The organism is Bathymodiolus japonicus methanotrophic gill symbiont, from assembly GCF_019721995.1.
Classification (GTDB): Bacteria; Pseudomonadota; Gammaproteobacteria; order Methylococcales; family Methylomonadaceae; genus Methyloprofundus.
In genome coordinates this window covers 18,175-35,229 of the sequence record NZ_BLYC01000003.1, presented here as the reverse complement: position 1 = coordinate 35,229, position 17,055 = coordinate 18,175, and the positions used below count along the sequence as shown (strand labels likewise).

25 protein-coding genes are annotated in these 17,055 nt (G+C 43.5%); 4 read left to right on the top strand and 21 right to left on the bottom strand.

Annotation, left to right across the window (positions count from 1 at the left end):
* Position 1 precedes the first annotated feature (1 nt).
* Together K6984_RS05095 and K6984_RS05090 are read right to left on the bottom strand one after the other, a co-directional pair.
* Positions 2–949 (bottom strand): IS30 family transposase, encoded by a 948-nt coding sequence (locus K6984_RS05095; protein ID WP_221894802.1) that lies wholly within the window; start codon positions 947–949, stop codon positions 2–4.
* Positions 950–1,050: 101 nt separating this feature from the next.
* Entirely contained in the window at positions 1,051–1,254 is a 204-nt protein-coding gene (locus tag K6984_RS05090; RefSeq protein WP_221894528.1) for a helix-turn-helix domain-containing protein, read from the bottom strand.
* Positions 1,255–1,968: 714 nt separating this feature from the next.
* On the opposite strand from K6984_RS05090, the gene K6984_RS05085 reads away from it, so the two are divergent.
* Entirely contained in the window at positions 1,969–2,523 is a 555-nt protein-coding gene (locus K6984_RS05085) for a hypothetical protein (RefSeq protein ID WP_221894527.1), read from the top strand.
* Positions 2,524–2,671: 148 nt separating this feature from the next.
* Here the strand turns inward: K6984_RS05085 and K6984_RS05080 are convergent, their stop codons facing one another.
* The 13 genes from K6984_RS05080 to K6984_RS05025 form a co-directional block, all read right to left on the bottom strand.
* The gene (locus tag K6984_RS05080) at positions 2,672–2,977 is read right to left on the bottom strand and encodes a hypothetical protein (RefSeq protein WP_221894526.1); all 306 of its coding nucleotides are present in this window, start codon (positions 2,975–2,977) and stop codon (positions 2,672–2,674) included.
* The gene (locus K6984_RS05075) at positions 2,905–3,120 is read right to left on the bottom strand and encodes a hypothetical protein (RefSeq protein WP_221894525.1); all 216 of its coding nucleotides are present in this window, start codon (positions 3,118–3,120) and stop codon (positions 2,905–2,907) included. Before K6984_RS05075 ends, K6984_RS05080 begins: the two co-directional genes overlap by 73 nt.
* A gap of 20 nt (positions 3,121–3,140) precedes the next feature.
* Positions 3,141–3,356: a hypothetical protein gene (locus K6984_RS05070; RefSeq protein WP_221894524.1), complete on the bottom strand. Its 216-nt coding sequence runs from the start codon at positions 3,354–3,356 to the stop codon at positions 3,141–3,143.
* Positions 3,357–3,381: 25 nt separating this feature from the next.
* Positions 3,382–3,627, bottom strand: a complete 246-nt coding sequence (locus K6984_RS05065) for a hypothetical protein (protein WP_221894523.1) — start codon at positions 3,625–3,627, stop codon at positions 3,382–3,384.
* Positions 3,628–3,632: 5 nt separating this feature from the next.
* The gene (locus K6984_RS05060) at positions 3,633–3,779 is read right to left on the bottom strand and encodes a hypothetical protein (protein ID WP_221894522.1); all 147 of its coding nucleotides are present in this window, start codon (positions 3,777–3,779) and stop codon (positions 3,633–3,635) included.
* 18 nt (positions 3,780–3,797) lie between these two features.
* Positions 3,798–4,307 carry a hypothetical protein gene (locus K6984_RS05055; protein WP_221894521.1) on the bottom strand — a complete coding sequence of 170 codons (510 nt, stop codon included), beginning with the start codon at positions 4,305–4,307 and terminating at the stop codon, positions 3,798–3,800.
* 258 nt (positions 4,308–4,565) lie between these two features.
* Entirely contained in the window at positions 4,566–4,886 is a 321-nt protein-coding gene (locus K6984_RS05050; protein WP_263458664.1) for a transposase, read from the bottom strand.
* 19 nt (positions 4,887–4,905) lie between these two features.
* Complete coding sequence (locus K6984_RS05045; protein ID WP_221894520.1) at positions 4,906–5,043, bottom strand: hypothetical protein; 138 nt, start codon at positions 5,041–5,043, stop codon at positions 4,906–4,908.
* Positions 5,044–5,070: 27 nt separating this feature from the next.
* The gene (locus K6984_RS32635) at positions 5,071–5,199 is read right to left on the bottom strand and encodes a hypothetical protein (protein ID WP_263458596.1); all 129 of its coding nucleotides are present in this window, start codon (positions 5,197–5,199) and stop codon (positions 5,071–5,073) included.
* 518 nt (positions 5,200–5,717) lie between these two features.
* Positions 5,718–6,926, bottom strand: coding sequence for a transposase (locus tag K6984_RS05040; protein WP_221894519.1), 1,209 nt, complete (start codon positions 6,924–6,926; stop codon positions 5,718–5,720).
* A gap of 426 nt (positions 6,927–7,352) precedes the next feature.
* Entirely contained in the window at positions 7,353–8,765 is a 1,413-nt protein-coding gene (locus tag K6984_RS05035) for a glycosyltransferase family 2 protein (RefSeq protein ID WP_221894518.1), read from the bottom strand.
* Positions 8,762–9,655, bottom strand: coding sequence for a glycosyltransferase family 2 protein (locus tag K6984_RS05030; protein ID WP_221894517.1), 894 nt, complete (start codon positions 9,653–9,655; stop codon positions 8,762–8,764). The genes K6984_RS05035 and K6984_RS05030 overlap by 4 nt, the downstream gene beginning before the upstream one ends.
* A gap of 137 nt (positions 9,656–9,792) precedes the next feature.
* Entirely contained in the window at positions 9,793–10,878 is a 1,086-nt protein-coding gene (locus K6984_RS05025; protein WP_221894516.1) for a S1 family peptidase, read from the bottom strand.
* 347 nt (positions 10,879–11,225) lie between these two features.
* Between K6984_RS05025 and K6984_RS05020 the strand changes: the two genes are divergently transcribed.
* Together K6984_RS05020 and K6984_RS05015 are read left to right on the top strand one after the other, a co-directional pair.
* Positions 11,226–11,861, top strand: a complete 636-nt coding sequence (locus tag K6984_RS05020; protein WP_221894515.1) for a hypothetical protein — start codon at positions 11,226–11,228, stop codon at positions 11,859–11,861.
* A gap of 190 nt (positions 11,862–12,051) precedes the next feature.
* Positions 12,052–12,612, top strand: a complete 561-nt coding sequence (locus tag K6984_RS05015) for a transposase (RefSeq protein WP_221894514.1) — start codon at positions 12,052–12,054, stop codon at positions 12,610–12,612.
* Here K6984_RS05015 and K6984_RS05010 read toward each other — a convergent pair.
* From K6984_RS05010 to K6984_RS05000, 3 genes are all read right to left on the bottom strand, one after another.
* A complete protein-coding gene (locus tag K6984_RS05010; protein ID WP_221894513.1) occupies positions 12,591–12,821 on the bottom strand; it encodes a hypothetical protein in 231 nt (76 codons plus the stop codon). The genes K6984_RS05015 and K6984_RS05010 overlap by 22 nt on opposite strands.
* Before the next feature lie 251 nt (positions 12,822–13,072).
* Positions 13,073–13,219 (bottom strand): hypothetical protein, encoded by a 147-nt coding sequence (locus K6984_RS05005; protein WP_221894512.1) that lies wholly within the window; start codon positions 13,217–13,219, stop codon positions 13,073–13,075.
* A 27-nt stretch (positions 13,220–13,246) separates the two neighbouring features.
* On the bottom strand, positions 13,247–13,405 hold the full coding sequence (locus tag K6984_RS05000; RefSeq protein WP_221894511.1) for a hypothetical protein: 159 nt from the start codon (positions 13,403–13,405) through the stop codon (positions 13,247–13,249).
* Between the two features lie 12 nt (positions 13,406–13,417).
* On the opposite strand from K6984_RS05000, the gene K6984_RS04995 reads away from it, so the two are divergent.
* The gene (locus tag K6984_RS04995; protein WP_221894510.1) at positions 13,418–13,564 is read left to right on the top strand and encodes a hypothetical protein; all 147 of its coding nucleotides are present in this window, start codon (positions 13,418–13,420) and stop codon (positions 13,562–13,564) included.
* A gap of 8 nt (positions 13,565–13,572) precedes the next feature.
* Here the strand turns inward: K6984_RS04995 and K6984_RS04990 are convergent, their stop codons facing one another.
* The 3 genes from K6984_RS04990 to K6984_RS04980 all read right to left on the bottom strand — a co-directional run bounded on the left by K6984_RS04990 (position 13,573) and on the right by K6984_RS04980 (position 16,991).
* A complete protein-coding gene (locus tag K6984_RS04990) occupies positions 13,573–13,908 on the bottom strand; it encodes a hypothetical protein (RefSeq protein ID WP_221894509.1) in 336 nt (111 codons plus the stop codon).
* A 16-nt stretch (positions 13,909–13,924) separates the two neighbouring features.
* A complete protein-coding gene (locus K6984_RS04985; RefSeq protein ID WP_221894508.1) occupies positions 13,925–14,383 on the bottom strand; it encodes a transposase in 459 nt (152 codons plus the stop codon).
* A gap of 385 nt (positions 14,384–14,768) precedes the next feature.
* The gene (locus K6984_RS04980) at positions 14,769–16,991 is read right to left on the bottom strand and encodes an NADP-dependent isocitrate dehydrogenase (protein ID WP_476693186.1); all 2,223 of its coding nucleotides are present in this window, start codon (positions 16,989–16,991) and stop codon (positions 14,769–14,771) included.
* Positions 16,992–17,055 lie beyond the last annotated feature (64 nt).

The following is a 17,055-nucleotide window of genomic DNA, read 5'->3' as shown; positions in this document are numbered from 1 at the left end:
TTCAAGTCATAAGTACATAACCCAATAAATTTTTCATATCTATCCCAGTCAGCTCTTCAAATACCTCATAAGGTGTTTTGTAATTGAGACACTTTTTAGGGCGACTATTTAGCTTATCAACGGCTATAAAAACCTCTTTTATCGTAACATCAATCAACTCCATTACTTTAGGGAAATACTGTCTTAATAAGCCATTAGCGTTCTCATTTTGCCCTCTTTCCCAAGAGCTGTAGGGAGTCGCAAAATACGTATCACAGCCTAGTGCTTCTGCTATTTTTTCATGCAGGGTAAACTCTTTCCCGTTATCAAAAGTAATTGTTTTAACAAAGCTTTTTATAGGATCAAGCATTAAAATAGTTGCGTCTAATACATATTGAGCCTTTTTCCCCGCTAAAGGGAAGGCCAACCGTAATTTAGAGACTCGCTCATCCAACGTTACAATCGCCCCTTTGTGATTTTTCCCAATGATTGTATCTGCCTCCCAATCACCTATACGCTTACGGTTGTTGACCTCTTCAGGACGCTCATCTATATCGACTCTATTAGGGATTCCTGTCCTATTATGGGCTGACCCATACCGCTTGCGATAGGTTTTGTTCTGATGCCGAAGATGCTTGTATAGTTCACCCCCTGCCTTTTTGTCCGCCAGAATATGCTGGTAGATTGTTTCATGATGAAGACTAATTATACCCTCTTGTTTTAACCGCCCTGCAATCTGCTCAGGACTCCAGTCATCCTCAATGCGAACATTAACAATGCCTTTTATTTCATCCGTTAATTTAACCTCTTTAGGCTTGTTTTTGTGTCGTTCTTGGGCAAAATCTTCTGCTTGTTTATGCCTGTAGCCTCTTTGACCTGTATTGCGTTTAATCTCGCGTGAAATATTGCTTTGGCTTCGTTCGCTGTCAGCCCCGGACGGGCTGATAGTCTCCAGAAGGCGCAGGGAAATTTGCCAATCCGAAGTGCGCGATAGCGCGCGAGGGAGGCTAAAATTTTATCCCGAATAGCCGTAGAGCCATTTGTGGTAGCCATGACTGAGCTGCTTTGTGCTCAGTCTGTGGCGGACGCAGGGCGGCTGGAGCATCTCCTATTCGCTGCGTAGGTGAATGAATTACGGCGACAGGAGTCCCGGAATTTCGTGAGGTAGCATGGCGCGCCTGCTAAGGCTTCTGCTATTTTATTCTGTGAAGTTCCCTTTTCTAATTCAATTTCTATATAATATCTTTCTTCAGGACATAGGTGTGTATAGCTCATTTGTAGCCTCTGTAAATTGTTTGGTAGCTGTTTACTTTACACCTATGTCTTGTCTTAATTCAACAGGTGTTAGTCTAGCCAATACTTGCAGAGGGTTATGCACTTATTATACGAATTCAGGAATTATAAATTTTGTTTGTTTTGACTTACCACATTTAGGAGTGGTATTTTTAACTTTTCGGTAACTGTTCTGGCTCCTTTCATTTGTGCCCTCCCCCTTAGGGAAAGGGGCAAAACGAAGGGGGGGGTGCTTAATAGTTACTTTTTTTACTGAAGTTTCCCAATAATTATTTATGGTAAAATTGAAACTATGCTACAACTATATGAAAAAAATAGTCTTTTCATTCGTTTCAAATGCTATTGCCTAAGGGGAATTAAGTAGGGGTTTGCTATAAACATGGCAAAATCACCTAAAATAAACCTCGATACACCAGCATTGTGTATTTCAGCTACTCAATAATTGGGAAACTTCAGTTTATAACATCAGTGTTCCCATTGAAAGAAGAAGTACCTAAACAAAGCAGCCGATAACCTATCTGAAGGTAGCACCACTCGAATATTTCCATCTTTTTGATTTTAATCACTTATAACAGCAAATAGACACTCTGTAGGCACCGTAAAAAAACAACAAATAATTTCAAATAAAGCTTGCAATTGCCGAAAAAATTTTTCTAAAAATTTCTGTTTTAATCACCTCATAAACGGATATCACCCATGCTTAAAGACCTACCACTCTCTGAACATATTCACCAACACTGCAATGAAAGTATGGAACGTGCCCTGTTAGCAGAGCGTCATCCTTTGTGGGCTCGTTCATGCCCAGAGTTGAAGGATATCGACTTTATTCGCCTTGGGTTATTAGGCTGTATCAGTGTAGTCGATAGTGGTCGCCATTTCCTCCAAACCAATGAACAGATTTATGGCCAGCTACTTCCCCACTCAACGTATTTTAAATCACTGAAGTCGCATAGACGAACAAGTATGCTTGAGGCATTTGAACAGCAGAGCTATCATCTTCACGCTGAAACACTGCTATCGCAAGGCATTGATTATCTTAAACTCGATGTTCAAGTTTTTCCATCCCATTGCCATCAAACTCTTACCTTCACCCAGCAGAACAATACTTTAATGATGCTGTTGGCCCTAAGCGCCCTAAATCTCTGCCAATCATATGTTTTCCTGATGGCATCAGTTGAAACACATCCTTTATTAATTCACCTAACTCTTTCAGCTTATCACCAGGATCTGGAAACTCTAGCAATGACGTGATGAACTCAAGCAGTACATCCATTTGAGACTTGCGCTGTAAGCTTCCTACGGTATACGCAGGTAGTTTGCTTTCAATGCGGGCTATTTGCTCTGGGTGAAGGAGAAGGCAATGGTCAAACAAAAGACTCAGAATCAGGCCACGGCTTGATCACTCTTCATCTAATTGTTTGGCCTCACGCCCCCATCCTTCATAAAGCTTCCAGTCCTCAAAGAAAACCTCAATCAGCCATCTCAACGTATAGGCTTGAATAATATCTTGCGTGCGCCAAGTCAGGTCTGTCGCCACTAAATAGCGATAGTCGTTTTCACCGCCATATTTTAAGGCAATGACAAAGCGTTTTTTACTGTGAGAACTCACCTTTAATCGTGCACTGCTGACAGTCACTCGCTGAAAATCATGGAAATGGAGCTTAGCGAAGTGGTGATTTTTAGTCCCTGATAGGCGACAGGGCAATTCGCTGATTCGACGTGTGCTAGCAGCACGCGAGAGGAGCAAGAATTGCATTCCGAATAGCCGCCCAGCCAGTGAGGTAGTAATGACGAAGCGGCTTTTGTGCGTAGTCGTTGCGGACGCAGGGCGTTCAGGGCATCTCCCATCCGCTGCGTAGGTGAACGAATTATGGCGACAGGAGTCCCGGAATTTCGTGAGGTAGCATGGCGCGCCTGTTAATCTCTTTGCCGTCACGTACACGTATTATCTGATCAATGCCTTTGTTAATCGAATTAAAGTAGCTCTCGACTGACCTTATTCTACCTCTATATTCAATATTTTGGTTTTTACGTAATTGGCTAATCACCTGCGAGCCTCCAGATTCTTTAGCGGCTTCGTCCATAAAGGCTTTTTCACCATACAGCGCATCAAGCCAGTACGCCTTTAATTTTAATCAGGCTATGCGCAACTTTAAACTCTTTTAATAAGCCTAATGCAATCTCTGTTTTGGTCGGGTAGGCACTGTCACGTTCAGGCTTAATAGGCCGGTCTTTTTTTGCTATACCGCTCTTTTTCAACCGTTTATCTTCTTTATCCCACTGCTTTAAGGCTGGATCCGGCATATAAAAGAAAAAACCGACAGGCACTGTAATGGATGAGGTAACTAGCAGCAATAATACTATCGTTTGTCCATCGCTGTCAGCCCCGGACGGGCTGATAGTCTCCAGAAGGCGCAGGGAAATTTGCCAATCCGAAGTGCGCGATAGCGCGCGAGGGAGGCTAAAATTTTATCCCGAATAGCCGTAGAGCCATTTGTGGTAGCCATGACTGAGCTGCTTTGTGCTCAGTCTGTGGCGGACGCAGGGCGGCTGGAGCATCTCCTATTCGCTGCGTAGGTGAACGAATTACGGCGACAGGAGTCCCGGAATTTCGTGAGGTAGCATGGCGCGCCTGTAACATACCCGCCGGAGCCTTTGTGTTTCTGCTTGTAAACCTTATAAATACGTTTTGTAGACTTAGATCGTGCTCGGTCTGATTCATCAAAGGCCAACACACCTTCAGTAATGCCATAACGTTTTAGAATTAAGACCACACTCACCCGTAGCAACCAGTCCCAGGGTATACTTGCTTTACGAAACACCCAGGATAATGCGGCTACTTTGCAATCTCCAAGGCTTGCTCGCTCAAACTTAGCCCAGCAAACAGAGTTCATTAGCAGTATGCACGTTAAACAAGTGCCCAACCAAGCGGCTTGAATCCGTGTCAAAGCGGCTCCGGGTTTTAGCTGATTGAGCGCATCATTTAAATCGTCAATATAGCTTTGGATAAAGGTGGCTGGGGCATTCATTAACATGGGCTTACACCGATAAAATTACAACAACCTCAGAATACCTGATTTTACCTTCTCAATATCAAAAACTTGAACATCGAGTATTAGGAGATGGGCGTATGGCATCCGACCTTTTATCGGCCTCTACTCCTCCGTTAACTTGCCAGTTTTGTAAGGTACGAATGCTGATACCAACAATATCACAGGCTTTGCCCTTTCTGGCACCTTGTCCAATGGCTTCATTGATCCATGTGACATAATTTACGCGCTCTGAGTGAGGAATTAAGCGTCCTCGTTTTCCTCCCAGAGCGCATCCAGCTTTTTTCTAAGCACCAATAAGGCCGCTGTTTCTGCAAGTGCTTTCTCTTTGCGATTAAGCTCTTTCTTTAATTTTTTGTTTTCACTACGTAATTGTTTTAATACGTTTTTATCTGTTTTTTCTTGCGTCACGTTTTGCTCTGATCCTTTAATAAAATGGGTCTTCCAGGACTCAAGTTCAGCTTTATAAAGCCCACGTGTACGACAATATTCATTACACTCTTGCTCGCTCAGGGTACTTGTTTCTATAATGGCTGATAATTTTTTCTCGGTTGTCCACTGTATAGGAGAATGGCTTGTGTTTTTAGTGTTTTTGCACTCGCTGAAAATCAGGGAAACGGAGCTTTAGCGAAGTGAAGATTTTTAGTCCGCGATAGCCGTAGGGCCGTTGTTTTGTCGGAGTCTGAGCGTTAGCGAAGGTGGAGACAAAATAAAAGGCCATCCGACACGGCGTCAAGTCATTTGGAGCCTATGTTCCGACCCCTTGTTGGGTCGGGACGAGGTGACGAGGACGAATCGGGGCCGCCGGAGGCATAAGTGGTCGCGTTAAGTTTTTGCTGCTTGCTTGGGCTGGGATGCCCAAAACAAGCTTTCGCAAAAATAGCGACTCCCCGAGCTGCTTATCAAGAAAGTCTGGAGGAAGCTAACCGGGAAGTCATCCCCTTCGTTAATGACTAGTAATCAGCAGGTTAAAATGATTATTAACATCTTCATCAAATTTAATTTTTGTCATTTATTAACTCCGAAATATTTCCTGGTTGTTTTGCGGCTTGGAATAATAGCCCCCCGTGTCAGGATAGTTTTAAGAAATATCTCATTCTTTGATTCAACATACGGTACCAAGTGAGCATAATCATCAATATTAATCATCAGTGTTCCCCTATCAATTGAGGCGGTAAAACTAACCTCGCCACAAGAAAGCTCATAAAACACTGTAAAGACATTCCTGTTATTATTGCGTTTTGAACTGCCCGAATGGTATACGAGCTGATACTCGATGTTCAAGTTTTCAGCTATAACTGGGCTAAGAAAAGTAAATTTTTCCGGCTTTGTTTTATAAGTGATTGATTTACAATGATGTTGATGCTTTCTTTGTCAGTAAAATTGTCAATAAAATCAATCAGTTGAAAAACTTGAACATCGAGTGATACGAGATATTCTTGCCTGGAAAAATAATGGATTCACAAAACGATCTCGTTTTTGAGCCTGTTGCTGCCTAATTTCCAGAGCCTCGCTATATTTTTTATCCGATGGATGAATCAATTCTGGCTGTTGTGTTTTTGAAATCTCTTCAAACACGCGCATTAAATTATAGCTCATTGCAGTCAGGCGCATTTGATTTTCAAGTGAGCGGGTATTGGAAGACCAAGCTTTAGTTTCCTTGAAATTACTTTTAGTGTTATTGAATGTCTTTTCAATCGTCCATCGCTTGAAATACAGCATGGCAATGGTTCCAGGGTTAATAGTCATTGGCAAGGTTGTCACAAACCGGTGAAGTTTTCCGGTTTCTGGATCACGGTAATCCACCACGTTAAATTTGATGCCCTTGTTTTCGTACACACTGTATGCTTCAACCCCTGTATTGATCTCATGGCGGGAGTCAAAAGGGATAGACTCAACCAGAGTCGCAATTGAATTTTCTTTTAGCATTGAAATCATGTAATTAGCATGTCGTTTCTGCCGATCCCACCAGACAAAGTCGGTGACGGCTTTATCGTAGACATAGAGATGTTTCTGAGAGCTGTTATTTCCCTTGTTTTGCTTTTCAATATGATCTCGTAACACAGGTATTTCTTGATGTCTCTGAGTTCCGTTTGTCACCAGACAAAGAAATCTGAGCAACCCACTTCTGAGATTCAACGCGTAAATCCCCCCGGCCGCATAAACTTTCCCCTTGCTGTTTTTTTCAGTATGGCAGGCATGATCAATAAAATGTCCATCCGCTGCTTCTATGGTGTATTCGTCAAGTTCCGGGAATGCTTTAAGATAATCAATGCCTTGCGATAGCAGTGTTTCAGCGTGAAGATGATAGCTCTGCTGTTCAAATGCCTCAAGCATACTTGTTCGTCTATGCGACTTCAGTGATTTAAAATACGTTGAGTGGGGAAGCAGCTGGCCATAAATCTGTTCATTGGTTTGGAGGAAATGGCGACCACTATCGACTACACTGATACAGCGTAATAACCCAAGGCGAATAAAGTCGATATCCTTCAACTCTGGGCATGAACGAGCCCACAAAGGATGACGCTCTGCTAACAGGGCACGTTCCATACTTTCATTGCAGTGTTGGTGAATATGTTCAGAGAGTGGTAGGTCTTTAAGCATGGGTGATATCCGTTTATGAGGTGATTAAAACGGAAATTTTTAGAAAATTTTTTCGGCAATTGCAAGCTTTATTTGAAATTATTTGTTGTTTCTTTACGGTGCCTACAGAGTGTCTATTTGCTGTTATAAGTGATTAAAATCAAAAAGATGGAAATATTCGAGTGGTGCTACCTTCAGGTAGGTTATAGGCTGCTTTGTTTAGGTACTTCTTCTTTCAATGGGAACACTGATGATATTAATAATAAATATTCGTTGATTGGGATATTCCTTTGTATTTGGGTGTGCAATGTCATCGAGTAAACCATTATTTTGTAGATGAAAAATTGCACTTTCGAATGAAGTTCCCCCTTTCTTTGATAAGCCTTTGGTTTTTTATGGGTTCCAATTATATATCTTCATTGGCTAAAGCATAGCACAATCGTATGGCTATCTTGCATTAATCCACTTTTTAAATAAAGCAGGCAGGCTGTTGATAATCTCAGCGAATAGCGGCGCGGGGCGCAGGCAGAAGCTTTCGTAATTCACAAACAGATTCTGCCTGGCTATCCAGGACAATGGCAATATAGGCTGATAATCTGATTGTAAAGCCAGATCAAACTGCTTGCGTAAACGCAGGTATTTAAGATAGCGAAACGCTATAAAATTTGGCATAGCGAGTGGAATCGCATTTGGAAATTGGCGTGGTGGCAATGGAATATGGCTGGGAGGCACTATATAAAACACCTTAAGGTCTGGTCGTTTTCTCATCGCCATGACCAGGGTGTTCAACAATGAACTTGCCTGTAAATTGACAGTCCAGGGAATAATAATGTTTTTAATTGCGGGGTCAGCAAAAACAGCGGCTATTTCAGTCAGGCTCTCAATTTTGTAGGGGAGTTGAATATCCTTTTTGCCCATGAAACTGTGCTCATAATCTGCTAAGGCCTGTAAATGTAGTTGTGCTAGATCATCTTTTCCCAATAATTTAAAATACAAAGCTTTTTTCAATATCCAGCGTATAGTGTTTTTAACCGCTAGCAGGTCACTGTGTCTGTCCAGTAAATATAAAACATTACGATTATCATAATAGAGTATCCAGCTAGGTACTTTGGCAATCGCAGAAACATGCCAGATTAATGATTTTGCAGAGATAACAATGCGGTGGCCTGCCTGAGCAATACGTAAACACCACTCCACATCATCATAGTGAATAAAGAAATCCATCCATAAACCGGCCTGTTTAGCCACAGGCGCTCGTATGAGTAACGAGGCAGCGGCAACATAGTCGACATCCATACTAGGCTGACAATAGCTGAGTTTATTGCTCAAGTCTGCATCACCTGTCAATAATTCAGGTAAGGCTTTGTCTCTCCACCCCAGCACTTCTTTCAAATGCCGATTAAATAATAAAGTGCCACGCTCTCTATCAACAAACGCGCCCATTTCATTGATACGCCACGGATAATCTAGCTGCATCATGGTCGAGCCAGCAATGGCAATATCGGGTTGGGTATCAAGTATTGTAACTAATTCACTGAGTGCATCTTGATGAACAACAACATCATTATCTAATAACCATAAATAATCATAGCGAGATTCAGCTTGCTCAAATGCCCAGGCGAGGCCCGTATTAAAGCCGCCAGTACCACCGATATTTTCGCTATTACGAATAATCTGAATATCATTAAATTGTGCGTCTAGTGCTTCAACAGTACCGTCATTACTGGCATTATCAATAACCAGAATATCTAGCTGTTCTCTAGGAAAATTAATGGCAGACAAAGAATTGAGCAAATCAATGACATACTCTTTTTTATTCCAGGTGACAATGATAATAAGGATTTTTGCTGTTGTTATCATGCGCGTCTAAAAAGTTGATGAATAAGGCTGTTCTGTTTCCACCAGGGAGAAAATGACTTGTGTAAATCAGGCGGTAAAATATGCCTGGTAAGCGGATGAAATAAACCCTCTCTCACGGCTTTAAAATAAGTGGCTAGTTGATTAAACCTAATAGCACTAATCAGGCCAATTATTAAACGCGACATAAGTAAATAACTAGCCTGCGGTTGTGGATAGTAACGGCGAATTAGCCAGAGCGTATTACGGGTGGGGAAGAATACCCTCCGCCAGCTGGGGCGCTGGCTGGGAATACCCCTATGAACAATAATACACGCTGGATCATAAAAAATATCATAGCCCTGTAAGCGCACCTGAAAGCTAACATCTATCTCATTTTGATAGAGAAAGAAATCTGCCGGATACCAGCCAATTTTAGCAAATAAATCACGCCGGATAATAAATCCACAACCGATAAAAAACGGCGAGCGAGAAAAGACGTTGCTTATGGGTAAGTGCCAGCTCCATTGCGGCGTTCCATCGGGTGTCTGAATATGTGCCGCTATTATGCCTATATCAGCTCGTTGATCTAATATCTGTAATGCGTGATCAATACCAGCAAGATTGAGTGGGCAGGAGTCATCATCCAGAATTAATATATACTCGCCTTGGGCTTTGTTAAACCCCGCGCTATAACCCGCAATACCGCTATTGTCAGATAGCAACAGACTGCTAATGTTACTTTGCTCCTGCAAATATTCGGCAGTACCATCAGTTGAGCCATTATCAACGGCAATAATTTCTATATCATCACGATTAATACATAGTTCTTGTAAGCGGGTACTGGTAGCAAGAGTTTCCGCCAGCTTATTAAAGTTAAGAAAAACGATGCTTAATTTTATCGGTAAGGTCATTTAGAAAATATATCCAGCGTAGGCTGGGTTGAGGAACGAAACCCAGCAATAAATGCGAGGTAAATTGCTGGTTCTGGTTTGCCCTATATGCCGGGTTACGTTTTTATTGCTGCGCAAGAAAAATCATCAGCCTACATTTATTCAATAATAAAATGCTCAATATTTGAATATTCACTAATGCAGTTGCCGTTATAGCTGGTGATGCCGACATAAAAGGCGCTACCAACAGCTAGTTTGACAGCAAGGTCAGTGGCACGATTCATATCGATACTTTCAATAGTTGGTGCATCGGGAAAAGGAGCATAATTCAGACGAAAGCCAGCAGCATTGTCTACCGTATTCCAGCTTGCGCCAGCTATATTACCATTAATGCCTAGGTTTAGAGAAACCGGAGCTGGTATTTGATCTGGGGTACAGATATGATCAGAAATAAACGCAGCATAATTTTTCAGCCGGGTATACACACCAAAGAAGCCAGGAGCAGCACAAGCAAATACCCAGCTGGTAATTCCTGCCTGCTGCCAAGTGCCGCTTTCAGTATCAAAGACCATTAACGGGCCGCCGCTATCACCAAAACAGGTATCTCTTTCACCCTGGCCATCACCAGCGCAAAGTATATCATCAGTAACGCTACCCATCGCCGCATTGCAGCGTGGGTTATCAATAAGTGGTAAGTCAACCTGCTGTAGCTCGACTGGATATCGCAGAGGTGTTGTCGTGGTAGCCCCCCAGCCTAATGCAATTGCAGATTTACCAGCATGATCCTGCAATGTAAAAGGAGCCAGAACATTAATCGGCTGATTCCGGGAAGGGCTAGCTAATTTGAGCAAAGCAAGGTCATTATCTAAATTAAAATCATTATAAAAAGGGTGGAATAAAATATATCCCACATGCTTACGCTCACCATTGACGGTATCAATTTCAAGATGCGCCTGATTAATAATCACATCAAAGCTGGAACTGCCAATATCAACTACACAGTGTGCCGCAGTGAGTACCCAGTCTTTTGCAATTAGGGATGCGCCGCAAAACACATTATTGCGGGTAGTGGAATGATTGTAAACCAGCCCCGCCATCCAGGGCCATGCGCCAGAATCAGCGGCACTCCCGCCAATGAGACGCGCCATCCTTTCAGTAGCACTGACACTACTTAAACTGGATGACAATAGTAGCAAAATAGCAATAAAGATATTTCTGGTCATAGTAGTATCCATTTGTTTCATAGCATTAGCCTATCACACTCAGCAAGCTGGTACTGTAGATCATAGCGCATTTATATGCATGCAGCCCCAGAAAAAATCTTGTTCCCAAGTTCCTGCTTGGGAATACGTACTGTGGTCATCAGTGTTCCCATTGAAAGAAGAAGTACCTAAACAAAGCAGCCTATAACCTACCTGAATGTAGCACCACTCGAATATTTCCATCTTTTTGATTTTAATCACTTATAACAGCAAATAGACACTCTGTAGGCACCGTAAAAAACAACAAATAATTTCAAATAAAGCTTGCAATTGCCGAAAAAATTTTCTAAAAATTTCCGTTTTAATCACCTCATAAACGGATATCACCCATGCTTAAAGACCTACCACTCTCTGAACATATTCACCAACACTGCAATGAAAGTATGGAACGTGCCCTGTTAGCAGAGCGTCATCCTTTGTGGGCTCGTTCATGCCCAGAGTTGAAGGATATCGACTTTATTCGCCTTGGGTTATTACGCTGTATCAGTGTAGTCGATAGTGGTCGCCATTTCCTCCAAACCAATGAACAGATTTATGGCCAGCGGCTTCCCCACTCAACGTATTTTAAATCACTGAAGTCGCATAGACGAACAAGTATGCTTGAGGCATTTGAACAGCAGAGCTATCATCTTCACGCTGAAACACTGCTATCGCAAGGCATTGATTATCTTAAAGCATTCCCGGAACTTGACGAATACACCATAGAAGCAGCGGATGGACATTTTATTGATCATGCCTGCCATACTGAAAAAAACAGCAAGGGGAAAGTTTATGCGGCCGGGGGGATTTACGCGTTGAATCTCAGAAGTGGGTTGCTCAGATTTCTTTGTCTGGTGACAAACGGAACTCAGAGACATCTCTATGTCTACGATAAAGCCGTCACCGACTTTGTCTGGTGGGATCGGCAGAAACGGCATGCTAATTACATGATTTCAATGCTAAAACTCGATGTTCAAGTTTTTTAACTGATTGATTTTATTGATAATTCTACTGACAAAGAAAGCATCAACATCATTGTAAATCAATCACTTATAAAACAAAGCCGGAAAAATTTACTTTTCTTAGCCCAGTTATAGCTGAAAACTTGAACATCGAGTAAAAGAAAATTCAATTGCGACTCTGGTTGAGTCTATCCCTTTTGACTCCCGCCATGAGATGAATACAGGGGTTGAAGCATACAGTGTGTACGAAAACAAGGGCATCAAATTTAACGTGGTGGATTACCGTGATCCACAAACCGGAAAACTTCACCGGTTTGTGACAACCTTGCCAATGACTATTAACCCTGGAACCATTGCCATGCTGTATTTCAAGCGATGGACGATTGAAAAGACATTCAATAACACTAAAAGTAATTTCAAGGAAACTAAAGCTTGGTCTTCCAATACCCGCTCACTTGAAAATCAAATGCGCCTGACTGCAATGAGCTATAATTTAATGCGCGTGTTTGAAGAGATTTCAAAAACACAACAGCCAGAATTGATTCATCCATCGGATAAAAAATATAGCGAGGCTCTGGAGATAAGGCAGCAACAGGCTCAAAAACGAGATCGTTTTGTGAATCCATTATTTTTCCAGGCAAGAATATCTCGTATCAGCTCGTATACCATTCGGGCAGTTCAAAACGCAATAATAACAGGAATGTCTTTACAGTGCTTTATGAGCTCTCTTGTGGCGAGGTTAGTTTCACGGCCTCAATTGATAGGGGAACACTGATGGAAAATCATGGAAACGGAGCTTAGCGAAGTGGTGATTTTTAGTCCCTGATAGGCGACAGAGCAATTCGCTGATTCGACGTGTGCTAGCAGCACGCGAGAGGAGCAAGAATTGCATTCCGAATAGCCGTCCAGCCAGTGAGGTAGTAATGACGAAGCGGCTTTTGTGCGTAGTCGTTGCGGACGCAGGGCGTTCAGGGCATCTCCCATCCGCTGCGTAGGTGAACGAATTATGGCGACAGGAGTCCCGGAATTTCGTGAGGTAGCATGGCGCGCCTGTTAATCTCTTTGCCGCCACGTACACGTATTGTCTGCTCAATGCCTTTGTTAATCGAATTAAAGTAGCTCTCGACTGACCTTATTCTACCGCTGTCAGCCCCGGACGGGCTGATAGTCTCCAGAAGGCGCAGGGAAATTTGCCAATCCGAAGTGCGCGATAGCGCGCGAGGGAGGCTAAAATTTTATCCCGAATAGCCGTAGAGCCATCGCTGAAAATCAGGGAAACGTAGCCTAAGCGAAGTGATGATTTTTAGTCCGCGATAGCCGTAGGGCCGTTGTTTTGTCGGAGTCTGAGCGTTAGCGAAGGTGGAGACAAAATAAAAGGCCATCCGACACGGCGTCAAGTCATTTGGAGCCTATGTTCCGACCCCTTGTTGGGTCGGGACGAGGTGACGAGGACGAATCGGGGCCGCCGGAGGCATAAGTGGTCGCGTTAAGTTTTTGCTGCTTGCTTGGGCTGGGATGCCCAAAACAAGCTTTCGCAAAAATAGCGACTCCCCGATTGTGGTAGCCATGACTGAGCTGCTTTGTGCTCAGTCTGTGGCGGACGCAGGGCGGCTGGAGCATCTCCTATTCGCTGCGTAGGTGAACGAATTACGGCGACAGGAGTCCCGGAATTTCGTGAGGTAGCATGGCGCGCCTGCTCTATATTCAATATTTTGGTTTTTACATAATTGGCTAATCACCTGCGAGCCTCCAGATTCTTTAGCGGCTTCGTCCATAAAGGCTTTTCACCATACAGCGCATCAGCCAGTACGCCTTTAATTTTAATCAGGCTATGCGCAACTTTAAACTCTTTTAATAAGCCTAATGCAATCTCTGTTTTGGTCGGGTAGGCACTGTCACGTTCAGGCTTAATAGGCCGATCTTTTTTTGCTATACCGCTCTTTTTCAACCGCTGAAAATCAGGGAAACGTAGCCTAAGCGAAGTGATGATTTTTAGTCCGCGATAGCCGTAGGGCCGTTGTTTTGTCGGAGTCTGAGCGTTAGCGAAGGTGGAGACAAAATAAAAGGCCATCCGACACGGCGTCAAGTCATTTGGAGCCTATGTTCCGACCCCTTGTTGGGTCGGGACGAGGTGACGAGGACGAATCGGGGCCGCCGGAGGCATAAGTGGTCGCGTTAAGTTTTTGCTGCTTGCTTGGGCTGGGATGCCCAAAACAAGCTTTCGCAAAAATAGCGACTCCCCGCCGTTTATCTTCTTTATCCCACTGCTTTAAGGCTGGATCCGGCATATAAAAGAAAAAACCGACAGGCACTGTAATGGATGAGGTAACTAGCAGCAATAATACTATCGTTTGTCCATTAACATACCCGCCGGAGCCTTTGTGTTTCTGCTTGTAAACCTTATAAATACGTTTTGTAGACTTAGATCGTGCTCGGTCTGATTCATCAAAGGCCAACACACCTTCAGTAATGCTATAACGTTTTAAAATTAAGACCACACTCACCCGTAGCAACCAGTCCCAGGGTATACTTGCTTTACGAAACACCTAGGATAATGCGGCTACTTTGCAATCTCCAAGGCTTGCTCGCTCAAACTTAGCCCAGCAAACAGACGCTGTCAGCCCGTCCGGGGCTGACAGCGGCGGCTTACTTTACTGGACCATGCTGGATGCAGCGCAAACAAGAGCAACAGCCGAACTGGGTTAAATGCTATTTACGATTACTTAAGGAAGTCTAACAAAAAACTACCAACCTTACTTGCCTTTTTGCTCCTGAGCAAACGACCTCAATTGTTACGTAGAATGACTATGCTCCTCTTGAGATAGTTTGTCCAGATTCAAAAATTCTTCGCAATCTTGGTAACTTTATTCCGTCAAACTGTCTAACAAGCCAGCATGCTCCTTGAAGAACTGGCTCTGCTATACCAGCTACTTACAGGCTATCAATCACCGCATTAAAGCTGGCACTAGGGCGCATGACTTGAGTCGCCAGCGCTTTGTCTGGATGAAAATAACCTGCAAGATCGACAGGCTTGCCTTGTACCGCGTTAAGCTGACCAACAATCTTATCTTCATTATCGCTTAGTTGCTGCGCGACTGGTGCGAATTTAGCCTGCAATTCTTTATCCTTATCTTGCTCAGCCAGCGCTTGTGCCCAGTACATGGCAAGATAAAAATGACTGCCACGCGTATCCAGCTCACCTACCTTGCGCGATGGTGACTTATTATTATTTAAAAAACGGCTATTTGCGGCATTTAGCGCAGCGGCCATTACCTGTGCTTTTTCATTGCCGGTTTTTAAGCCTAGATCTTCCACAGAAACCGCCAGCGCCAAAAATTCACCCAACGAGTCCCAGCGCAAATGGTTTTGTTCTAATAATTGCTGTACATGCTTGGGCGCAGAACCACCGGCCCCTGTTTCAAATAGCCCGCCACCTGCCAGCAAAGGCACAATAGATAGCATTTTTGCACTGGTACCCAATTCCAGAATGGGGAAGAGATCGGTTAAATAATCCCGCAGCACATTACCCGTTACCGAGATGGTGTTTTCTCCAGCTTTTACCCGCTGTAAAGTGAAACGTATGGCTTCTACCGGTGGCATAATCTGAATATCAATACCACTGGTATCATGTTCCTGCAAATAGCTTTCCACGATAGCGATTAAATTAGCATCATGGGCGCGGTTTTTATTCAGCCAGAAAATCGCAGGTTGTCCGGTAGCTCTTGCCCGGCTGACAGCTAATTTGACCCAGTCCTGTATAGGTAAGTCTTTAGTCTGACACATGCGCCAGATATCGCCCTGCTCAACCTTGCTTTCCAGCAATACTGTCCCCGCACTGTCGATCACTCGTACAATACCACTTTGCGGAATTTCAGAGGTTTTGTCATGCGAGCCATATTCTTCCGCTTTCTGTGCCATCAGGCCTACATTACTGACACTGCCCATAGTTGTCACATCAAATGCACCATGCTGCTGACAAAACTTAAAAACCTCCTGATAAATACCCGCATAACAGCGATCCGGAATCATCGCTTTAGTATCATGTAACTGTCCATCTGGACCCCACATCTTGCCAGAAGAGCGTAATGCCGCAGGCATAGAGGCATCGACAATCACATCGCTGGGCACATGCAGATTAGTAATGCCTTTATCTGAATCCACCATCGCCAGCTCTGGCTGGGTCTGGTACACCGCTTGAATATCCGCTGCTATTGCTTTGCGCTGATCCTCCGGCAAGCCAGCAATTTTTGTATACACATCACCCAGCCCATTTCGCGTATCGACACCTAGTTGCTTAAAGGTACTCTCATGTTTAGCAAAGGCATCCTGATAATAAACGCTGACCGCATGTCCGAACATAATAGGGTCAGACACTTTCATCATGGTGGCTTTAAGATGTAATGACAATAATAAGTCCTGCTGTTTGGCATCACGAATTGATTCAGCAAAGAAAGTACGTAATGCTGTGCGACTCATCACTGCCGAATCAATAACTTCGTTTTTTAATACTGGTGTTGTTTGTTTTAATACTAAAGTCGGACCCGCATCAGCATAGAGTTCAATTTTTACTTCGCCTGAGGCTTTTATCACAGCCGATTGTTCACTCGAATAAAAATCTCCATCGCTCATTGAAGCAACATGTGATCTGGATTCAGCAGACCACGCGCCCATGGAGTGCGGATGTTTTCGGGCATATTCTTTGACCGGATCAGCTACGCGCCGATCCGAATTTCCCTCGCGCAATACTGGGTTAACCGCACTCCCTAACACTTTAGCGTAACGCGCCTGAATGCTCTTTGCCGTATCTGTATCCGGATCTTCAGGATAATCCGGAAGATCAAAACCTGCCTGCTGTAATTCCTTGATCGCCGCATGCAACTGAGGAATAGACGCACTGATATTAGGTAGCTTGATAATATTAGCATCGGCTGTTTTTGCCCATGCACCCAGTTCTGCCAAAGCATCACTTTGCTGCTGCTGTGCTGACAGATTATCAGGAAAATTAGCAAGAATACGGCCTGCCAATGAAATATCCCGTGTTTCAACGGCAACATCCGCCGCCTTTAAATAAGACTGGACTATAGGTAAAAATGAATAGGTAGCCAGGGCAGGGGCTTCGTCGGTTTCGGTATAAATAATTTTTGAGCTTGGCATGTTTATTACGGTCGGGTATGTCTTTGATATAGTAAAGAAGGGTGAAATACAGATTTAATAATTC